Source organism: Phenylobacterium sp. (assembly GCF_004799395.1).
Taxonomy (GTDB): domain Bacteria; phylum Pseudomonadota; class Alphaproteobacteria; order Caulobacterales; family Caulobacteraceae; genus Phenylobacterium.
Window position 1 is genome coordinate 1 of the sequence record NZ_SSMZ01000140.1, and the last position, 8502, is coordinate 8502.

The 8502-nt window shown below is 69.0% G+C and carries 10 protein-coding genes; 4 read left to right on the plus strand and 6 right to left on the minus strand.

Going from position 1 to position 8502, the window contains the following annotated elements; all coding sequences use genetic code 11:
• The 4 genes from infB to E8A12_RS09355 all read left to right on the plus strand — a co-directional run.
• Positions 1–2638: translation initiation factor IF-2 (gene infB, locus E8A12_RS09340; RefSeq protein WP_293367937.1), on the plus strand; the 2638-nt coding region annotated here is incomplete at its 5' end.
• 181 nt (positions 2639–2819) lie between these two features.
• Positions 2820–3290, plus strand: coding sequence for a hypothetical protein (locus E8A12_RS09345; protein WP_293367939.1), 471 nt, complete (start codon positions 2820–2822; stop codon positions 3288–3290).
• Positions 3291–3368: 78 nt separating this feature from the next.
• Positions 3369–3866 carry a DUF2939 domain-containing protein gene (locus E8A12_RS09350; protein ID WP_293367941.1) on the plus strand — a complete coding sequence of 166 codons (498 nt, stop codon included), beginning with the start codon at positions 3369–3371 and terminating at the stop codon, positions 3864–3866.
• 38 nt (positions 3867–3904) lie between these two features.
• Positions 3905–4696, plus strand: a complete 792-nt coding sequence (locus E8A12_RS09355) for a dienelactone hydrolase family protein (protein ID WP_293367943.1) — start codon at positions 3905–3907, stop codon at positions 4694–4696.
• On the opposite strand, the gene E8A12_RS09360 is transcribed toward E8A12_RS09355, so the two are convergent.
• The 6 genes from E8A12_RS09360 to E8A12_RS09385 all read right to left on the minus strand — a co-directional run.
• Entirely contained in the window at positions 4693–5175 is a 483-nt protein-coding gene (locus tag E8A12_RS09360; RefSeq protein ID WP_293367945.1) for a hypothetical protein, read from the minus strand. The genes E8A12_RS09355 and E8A12_RS09360 overlap by 4 nt on opposite strands.
• A gap of 108 nt (positions 5176–5283) precedes the next feature.
• Positions 5284–6054: an anti-sigma factor gene (locus tag E8A12_RS09365; RefSeq protein WP_293367947.1), complete on the minus strand. Its 771-nt coding sequence runs from the start codon at positions 6052–6054 to the stop codon at positions 5284–5286.
• Positions 6051–6677 carry a sigma-70 family RNA polymerase sigma factor gene (locus E8A12_RS09370; RefSeq protein WP_293367949.1) on the minus strand — a complete coding sequence of 209 codons (627 nt, stop codon included), beginning with the start codon at positions 6675–6677 and terminating at the stop codon, positions 6051–6053. Before E8A12_RS09370 ends, E8A12_RS09365 begins: the two co-directional genes overlap by 4 nt.
• 20 nt (positions 6678–6697) lie before the next feature.
• Positions 6698–7060 (minus strand): plastocyanin/azurin family copper-binding protein, encoded by a 363-nt coding sequence (locus tag E8A12_RS09375; RefSeq protein WP_293367951.1) that lies wholly within the window; start codon positions 7058–7060, stop codon positions 6698–6700.
• Between the two features lie 26 nt (positions 7061–7086).
• Positions 7087–8022: a metallophosphoesterase gene (locus tag E8A12_RS09380; protein ID WP_293367953.1), complete on the minus strand. Its 936-nt coding sequence runs from the start codon at positions 8020–8022 to the stop codon at positions 7087–7089.
• Between the two features lie 166 nt (positions 8023–8188).
• Positions 8189–8502 (minus strand): cytochrome b/b6 domain-containing protein (locus tag E8A12_RS09385; RefSeq protein ID WP_293367955.1); only part of this gene is annotated, 314 nt, incomplete at its 5' end.

Consider the following 8502-nt stretch of genomic DNA (forward strand, 5'->3'; position numbering starts at 1 on the left):
GGAACGCGCCCGCGCCGAGGCTGCCGCCCGCGCCGCCGCCGCTCCGCCGCCTGCGGCCCCCGCCGCGCCGCCGGCCCCGGCCGCCGAGGCGCCGGCTCCCGCTCCAACTCCGGCTCCAGTTGCTGCTGCGCCCGCACCGACACCGACACCGGCGCCGACGCCGGTAGCGGCCCCGACCCCCGCGCCGGCCCCGGCCGCTCCGGTGGCCGCCGCGCCGGCAGCTCCGGCCGCGCCGCGTCCGGCGTCGCCCAGCGCGCCCATGGGCGCGGGCCAGACCCGCACCTACCAGCCCTCGGCTGACCGCCGCGACGACCGCGCCAGCACGACGACCTATCGCCCGAGCCCCTCGCGCTTCGAGGGCACGAGCTTCAACCAGCGCGCGCCGCGTCCCGATGACGACCGCCGCCCCGTGCGCGACGACCGCGGCCCGCCGCGTTCGAACGACCGGGACGGCCCCCGCGCCGCGCCCGCCGGCGGCGACACCGTGCGCTATTCGGCGCTCGCCCCTCGTCCGGTCGGCCCGCGTCCGGGCGGTCCTGGCGGCGCCCGTGGTCCCGGTGGTCCGCGCATCGGTCCCGCCGCGCCGCCCGCCACCCCTGAAATCCAGCGCGCCGCGCGCCAGGCCCCGCGGCCCGGCGGCGCAGCCATGGACCGGCGGCCCGACGATGACGACCGCCGCCGCAACGAGGCCGCGCCCTCCAAGGCGATCAGCCGCGCCAAGGGCGCGCCGCAACGTCGCGAAGGCCGCCTGACCATCCAGGCCGTGGCCGGTGACGATGAGGGCGCCGTCGATCGGATGCGCTCCCTCGCCTCGGTCCGACGGGCGCGCGAACGCGAACGTGAAAAGCGCAAGGGCGGCACCCAGGAGCAGGCCCGGGCGGCCCGCGAAGTGGTCATTCCCGACGTCATCACTGTGGCCGAACTTGCCAACCGGATGGCGATCCGCGGCGCGGAGATCATCAAGTTCCTGATGCGCCAGGGCGTTATGCTGAAGAGCGGCGACGTCATCGACAACGACACCGCCGAACTTGTGGCCACCGAATTCGGCCACACGGTGAGGCGCGTCTCGGAAGCCGACGTCGAAGAAGGCTTCATCGGCGCCGAGGACGTGGACGACCACCTGCTGCCGCGTCCGCCGGTCGTGACCGTCATGGGCCACGTCGACCACGGCAAGACCTCGCTGCTTGACGCCCTACGCTCCGCCGACGTGGTTTCGGGTGAGCACGGCGGCATCACCCAGCACATCGGCGCCTATCAGGTGAACCTGGCCGATGGCCAGCGGGTCACCTTCCTCGACACCCCCGGCCACGCCGCCTTCTCCGCCATGCGGATGCGTGGCGCGACCGTGACCGACATCGTGGTCCTGGTGGTGGCGGCCGACGACGGCGTGATGCCCCAGACGATTGAGGCCATCAATCACGCAAAGGCGGCAGGCGCGCCGATCATCGTGGCCATCAACAAGATGGACAAGCCGGGCGCCGACCCGACCCGGGTGATCAACGAACTGCTGCAGCACGAGATCGTCGTGGAAAGCCTGGGCGGCGAAACCCAGGTCATCGAAGTCTCCGCCAAGGAGAAGACCGGCCTCGACAACCTGCTGGAAGCCATCCTGCTGCAGGCCGAAGTCCTCGACCTGAAGGCTAACCCGGACCGCATCGCCGATGGCGTGGTGATCGAAGCCAAGCTGGACCGCGGACGCGGCGCTGTCTCGACGGTGCTGGTCAAGCGCGGCACGCTGCGCCGCGGCGACATCGTCGTGGCCGGCGACCACTGGGGCAAGGTCCGCGCCCTGCTCAACGAGCGCGAGGAGCAGGTGGCGGAAGCCGGCCCCTCCGTGCCGGTGGAAATCCTCGGCTTGGACGGCACCCCGGCTCCCGGCGATCCCTTCGCCGTGGTCGAGAACGAAGCCCGCGCCCGCGAGCTCACCGCCTACCGCGTCCGCGTGAAGCGCGAAAAGGCCGGCGCTCCGGCCCAGGGCAATTCGCTGGCCGAGATGATGTCGAAGATCACCGACAAGAAGGCCTCGGAACTGCCGCTGGTCATCAAGGCCGACGTGCAGGGCTCGGTGGAAGCCATCACCGGCTCGCTGGACAAGATCGGCACCGAGGAAGTCCGTGCGCGGATCATCCTGTCGGGCGCCGGCGCGATCAGCGAAAGCGACGTCATGCTGGCCAAGGGCGCCAACGCCGCGATCATCGGCTTCAATGTCCGCGCCTCGGCGCAAGCGCGCGTCCTCGCCGAGCGCGAGGGTGTGGAGATCCGCTACTACGCGATCATCTACGACCTCTTGGACGACATCAAAGGCGTGCTCTCGGGCATGCTGGCGCCGATCCAGCGGGAAACCTTCCTCGGCAACGCCGAAGTCCTGCAGGCCTTCGACATCTCGAAGATCGGCCGCGTCGCCGGTTGTCGGGTCACCGAGGGCGTGGTCCGCAAGGGAGCCCGGGTGCGGATCATCCGCGACGACATCGTGGTCCTCGAACTCGGCACCCTGCAGACGCTCAAGCGCTTCAAGGACGAGGTCAACGAAGTCCAGTCCGGCACCGAGTGTGGCATGGCTTTTGCGGGCTTCCAGGACATCAAGGCCGGCGACGTCATCGAGTGTTTCAGCCTCGAGGAAGTGAAGCGCACGCTGTAGAGCGCCGCGCCAAGCCGAACGAACCAAAGCCCCGGAGCGACCCTCCGGGGCTTTTTCGCGCCCGAAGAGCCCCAGCGTCCGTTGGTGGCGGCCCGGCGACCGCTGGTCGCTTTTCGACTGCGCCGCGTCGCGCCGCGCGGGAGATATCGGGACGAGGTCGCGCGACAACGGGGACGCCGCCATGACACCGAAATCCAAGACGCCAGGCGACATCGTGGCCGCCATCCTGGGCGGCGGCTTCATGGCCGCCTCCTTCGACTTCTTCGCCGCCATGCTGATCTACGGCGGCACAGCGAGCGGGGTGACCAAGTCGATCGCCCGCGGCTGGTACGGCGCGGCGGTGAAGACCATGCCGCCGATCGTCGAGCCCATCGGGCTGGCCTCGCACTATTTCATCCTGCTCGTGGCCACGGCGATCTTCGTCCTCGTCTCGCTGGGCTTGCCGCTCCTGCGGCGGCTGGCCTGGGTCACGGGTCCGCTGTTCGGCATTTGCATCTATGTCGTCATGCACTTCGTCGTCCTGCCGCTGTCGGCGGTGCACGCGGTCAACAATCCCAAGGGATTGAAGTTCGTAGAGGAGTTCTGCGGCCATATGTTCGTCGTCGGCCTGCCGATCGCGCTCTGGGCCCGGGGGATGTTGGGCCGCGATTAGCGGCGTCTGTTTCAATCGGGGCCGTGAAGTCGCCGTCTTGCGCGCCTATCTTAGTGGGCCTCTTCCGGAGACCCAGCCATGCGCGCCGTCCTTATCAGCCTCATGGCCCTCGCTCTTAGCGCCTGCGCCACGGCCCAGAAGCTGGGCGCCGCCAACGACGTCCACGCCCTGCTGATCTCGATCCGCGACAACGACAGCGCGACCTTCGACACCCACGTCGACCATGCGGCGCTGAAAGCCGAGCTGCAGGGCAAGATCGAAGAACAGCTGAGCTCGAACAAGAAGCTGAAGGGCCTGGCCGCCCTGCTCGGGCCGCAGACGCTGGACATCGCCGACCAACTCTTGGTGCAACCCAAGACCTTCCGCATGGTGGCCGAGCACTACGGCTATCGCGCCGACACCCAGATCCCCGGGCCCATCGTGATTTCCCAAGCGTTGAAGACCCTGCCGGACGGCCGCGTCTGCGCCACCCAGAAGAAAGACGGCCCCTGCCTGCTGATGTTCACCAAGGAGGCCGGTGTCTGGAAGCTGAGCGGATTCGAAGGCGAGTCTTCGATGCTGCGCTTGAAGCTCTGATTGCCTAAGGTCGTCCTCCTTGGGCTGGGGGATGACGGATGGGCCACGAAGCGGCGCTGGCGGACTACCAGAGGTTCGAATTCACCGACGGGCCTTATACGCGGCCCGTCTACCGCAAGGGCTCCGGACCTGCGGTGATCATCATCCATGAGATTCCCGGCCTGCACCCTCTGGTGGTTCGCTTCGCCGACCATGTGGCCGAGGCGGGCATGACGGTCTTCTGCCCCAGCCTGTTCGGAACCCCGGGCAAGCCGGTCAGCCGGAATTACGCCATGGCTTCGATGCTGGGCGCGATCTGCATCCGCCGCGAGTTCCACGTCTGGTCGACCCAGTCATCGAGTCCGATCGTCGAGTGGCTGCGCGCGCTCGCCCGCTCCGCCCACGCCGAGTGCGGCGGCAAGGGCGTCGGCGCCGTGGGCATGTGCTTCACCGGCGGGTTCGCGCTGGCGATGATGACCGAACCCTCGGTGGTCGCCCCAGTGCTGTCCCAGCCGTCCATGCCGATCGCCGCCGGCTCGAAGCGGCGCGCCGCCGGTCTCGACGCCTCGCCCAAGGAGATCGCCTGCGCCAAGCAGCGCTTCGAGGCCGAGGACTTGACGATGCTGGCCCTGCGCTACAAGAGCGACGTCCTGGTCCCCGACGCCCGCTTCGAGACCCTGAGGCGCGAGTTCGGCCATCGGGTCGAAACCATCGAACTCAGCGACGACGACGCCGCGCCGGCCGACATCCCGCCGCACTCGGTCCTGACGCTGCACCTGAAGCCCGACGGCCCGTCCAAGGCGACGGAGATGCGCGTCATCCAGTTCTTCAAGGAGCGGACAGGCGCCTAAAGCAGGGCGAGCGCCGCCGGGACCGCTGCGCCGGCGATCAGCACGATCCAGACGACCGCCTTGCGGCGATTGTAGGTGATCGCCATCCACAGGCCGAACAAGGCGCTGAAGATCACGCCGACAGAGACGGCGGCGAAGAACCATTTGGTCGCCTCCGTCGCTGCTCTCGCCTGCGGCTTGGGCTCTGCGGGCTTCTCCGCGCCGGCCTTGGCGTGGTCCGCCCCGTCGTGGCCGCCGGCCTTCGGCCGTTCAGGCCGGAGCGGCTTCATCGCGAAGACGTCGTCCTTGTGCAGGCGGGCCAGCTTCTGGATCACCGCCGGCGTGGTCTTCTGGTCGGGGATGCGGAAGGTCTGCAGGGCGCCGGTGAAGGCGAAGAACAGCAGGCTCGGGGCCACGAAGACGCTGATGTAGACGTGAATTTGGCGAATGAACGCCAGACGCAGGGCCGAATTGCCCCGCGCGGTCTTCTGCTTGGCCAAGAAACTCTCCCGAAGGTGAAATGAGATTAATTCGCAATAGCGCCTAGCGCCTAGCGCCTAGCGCCTAGCGGCTGCGTCGCGCCGATGCAAGTTAGCTGCGGGGCTGGCCTAGTGCGAGGGGTCCGGCGAGTGGGCTTCGAACGCCGCCTTGAATTGCCGCAAATCGCCCGGGTCGATGTCTGAAACCGCGGCATAGCGGAGCCCACCGGCGGTCCATTCCAGGACCGTGTAGCCCTCGCGGCGCACCATCCTGCCGCCGTCGAACAGCCGCCGCTCCGCCGGCCAGACAAAGAGGTTCACGGTGTGCGCGCGGCGGCGGTAGACGATCGCCGGCGCGACGTGGCCGTCGATGTAGTCCAACCGCCCGCCGACCAGGGGGAAGCCCTCGGGCGCGAGCTCCGGCACGGGCGGCGCCACGTCGACCTTGCCGTTGAGCCAGGGCCGTATGACGTGCTGGTCGGAGGTCGCCACGTCGGTCAGGTGGTTGGCCAGCAGCGAGCGCACATGGCTGGCGACCAGCTGTTGCTCAAGGCCGTTGTCGGCGACCTGCGGCAGGACCAGCATCACCGCCAGCCCCGCGGCCAGCAGGCCGGCGACGCCGCTCGCCGCCCAGGGCGCGGCCCGGCGGATCGGGCGGGCCGGCTCTGACCCGGCCTCGGCGCCGATCAGCGCCTCGACGCCAGCCCGAAGGCGTTCCGGCGCCCGGTGCGCTACGCCGGGCGTCGCCAGGGCCTCGCGCAGCGCGATGAGGCGCTGATATTCGGCGTTGCAGCCTTCACAGGTCGTCAGGTGCGCTTCGCAGGCGGCGGCGTTGATGGCGTCCAGCTCGCCGTCGAGCAGGCCGTGGATCAGCATCGCCTTGTCCGGGCACGCGCTCATCGACGGGCCTCCTGAAGGGCCGCGCCTTGCGGCTGCAGCATGTCGCACAGCATCTGCCGCGCTCGCGCCAGGCGCGACATGACGGTGCCGATCGGGACGGCGGTCAAGGCGGCGATCTCCTTGTAGCTGAGCTCTTCCAGCTCCCGCAGGACCAGGGTCTCGCGGAATGGCTCCGGCAGGTTTTCAATCACCGCGCGCAAGGTCTCGGCCTCGCGGCGGCGGATCAGCGCCTCTTCCGGCGTGGTCTGGTCGGGATCGGCGACATTGGCCAGCGCCTGCGCCTGGGCTTCGCTCAACGCCCCTTCGTCCACCAGGACCTTGTGGGCTCCGCCGCCGCCCGCGACCCAATCGAGGAAGCAGTTGCGCACGATCGCGAACAGCCACGCCTTGGGCGCGCCGCCGCGCCAGTTCGGGAACGCTTTGAACGCGCGCAGGAAGGCGTCCTGCACGATGTCCTCGGCGGCGGTGGGGTCGCGGCTCAGATAGCGGGCGAAGTTGTAGGCCGCGTCCAGGTGGGGCAACACGACCTCGCGGAACTGACGCGCGTGATCCGGCTCGCGCGGCGGCCGCGCGTCGCGGCTGAACGCCAGCCTGGGCCGGAAGAACGGCTTTCGCTCGCCCATGGTTGTCAGACCCGTCCGCCTCAGCCCGCTTTCACGATCACCTTGCCCGTCATGTGCGGGTGGAGCGAGCAGAAGTAGCCGTACTCGCCGGGCTTGGTGAAGGTGAAGGAGAACCGTTCGTCGGTGTCCAGCACGCGGGATTTGAAGGTGTGTCTGTCGTCGGCCACGACGGTGTGGGGGATGTCGTCCTGGTTGATCCAGGTGACCGTGGTCCCGACCGTCACGGTCAGGGCCTGGGGTCCGAAGACGAAGTTGTCGATCTTGACGGCGGCGCTGGCGGCGGCCGGGGCCTGAGCTAGAGCAGGGAAGCTGACCCCGGCGCCCGTCAGGGTCGCGAGGCCGAGGGCGAGCGCCGCGGCGCCCGCCTTGAGAGTCTTGGACATCGGAGGTTCCGGTCTTGAGGTTGAGCTCAGGTCGCGAGCGTCTGGTCGACCAGGGCGATGGGCTCACGCCCGCGCACGAAGGTCGCGGTGGTGATCCCCAGCATGGAACGCAGCTGCTCAGTGGGCACCTTGAGCGGTCCCGGCGAGGGGCCCTGGCCGCCAACCGGCTGTGGGAAGGCCGTCGAGCGGGCGGTGTGGAACGCGATGTTGCCCTCCACCTTCTGGGTTATCTGGTGGATGTGGCCGTTCAGCACGGTCACCGAACCGAAGCGCTTGAGGTAGGAGAGCGCCTGGGCCGCGTCGTCGGTGCCCCAGCCCCAGTCGGCGTAGACCGTCCACAGCGGGATGTGGGCGAAGACCACGATCGGCTGGGATGAAGGCCGTCCCGACAGGTCCTTTTCCAGCCACTCCAGCTGGTCGGCGCCCAGCGAGCCCATGCCGCCGGCCTTCAGGTTCACCACATTGATCAGGGCCACGAAGTGGACGCCCTTGTGGTCGAAGCTGTACCAGCCGGCCCCTTTGGTCTCCTTGCCGAACCGATCGAGGTAGGCCTTGCCGGCGCCCTCATCGAGCATGTCGTGCTCGCCGGGCACGTGGAAGACCGGCAGGCCGACCTGCTTGATGATCTGGTCGGCGTCGTCGAACTCCTGGTCCTTCGACAGCTGGGTGATGTCGCCTGTATGGAGGATGAAGTCGGGCTTCTGCGGCAGGGAGAGGATCTTGCTCACGGCCTCCTGATAGGTGGCCTTGGCGTCCGGATTGGCCGGCTTGTTGAAGCCTACGTGGCTGTCGCTGATTTGTAGGAAAGTGAAACCCTGCGCCTTCGCCGGCGCGGCCACCGCCTGGTCGAGGCCGATCGAACTGGCGAGCCCGCCGCTGACCGTGAACAGCGCCCCGGTCCCGGCCCAGGCCATGCATTTAAGGAAGCCGCGGCGGTCGCCGGGGGTGTCGTCGTGGGTCATCGTCAATTCCTTCAGGTCTGGCTGTTGGGGGAGACCGCCGAGGGCGGGGCTTTATTCCCGGCGGTGTTTTCGTGAGGTGAGGTTGAGGGGGCGCCGGGCAGCGACGCCCCCTCGCGCCGGCGCCGCAACGGGGCTGAGCGGCGGGCCGGCGAGCGGATGCGGCGGGTCAGGGCTTCCAGGGCCACATGGATTGCATAACCCCGTCGCGCCGAACGAGGCCGTGGAACAGGGCGGCTGCGACGTGGAGCCCGATCAGCGTCAGGAGCAGCCAGGCTCCCAGCTCATGGACGTTGTGGAAGACGCCGGTCAGCGCCTTGTCGCGGGCCATCAGTCGTGGCGCCTCGAAGACGAAGAGCCGGAACGGTCTTCCGCGCGTGATGCTCTGCGCCAGGCCGCTCAGGGGCTGCGCCAGCATCAGGAGGTAGAGCGCACCCTCGGTTATCGCCGCGGCGACCTTCTGCAATTCCGGCATGTCAGCGG

Excerpts from the sequence above, each read along its gene's own strand:
- E8A12_RS09345 (WP_293367939.1), top strand. The coding sequence starts at position 2,820 with ATGACACCGAAATCCAAGACGCCAGGCGACATCGTGGCCGCCATCCTG.
- E8A12_RS09350 (WP_293367941.1), top strand. The coding sequence starts at position 3,369 with ATGCGCGCCGTCCTTATCAGCCTCATGGCCCTCGCTCTTAGCGCCTGC.
- E8A12_RS09355 (WP_293367943.1), top strand. The coding sequence starts at position 3,905 with ATGGGCCACGAAGCGGCGCTGGCGGACTACCAGAGGTTCGAATTCACC.
- E8A12_RS09365 (WP_293367947.1), bottom strand. The coding sequence starts at position 6,054 with ATGAGCGCGTGCCCGGACAAGGCGATGCTGATCCACGGCCTGCTCGAC.
- E8A12_RS09370 (WP_293367949.1), bottom strand. The coding sequence starts at position 6,677 with ATGGGCGAGCGAAAGCCGTTCTTCCGGCCCAGGCTGGCGTTCAGCCGC.
- E8A12_RS09375 (WP_293367951.1), bottom strand. The coding sequence starts at position 7,060 with ATGTCCAAGACTCTCAAGGCGGGCGCCGCGGCGCTCGCCCTCGGCCTC.
- E8A12_RS09380 (WP_293367953.1), bottom strand. The coding sequence starts at position 8,022 with ATGACCCACGACGACACCCCCGGCGACCGCCGCGGCTTCCTTAAATGC.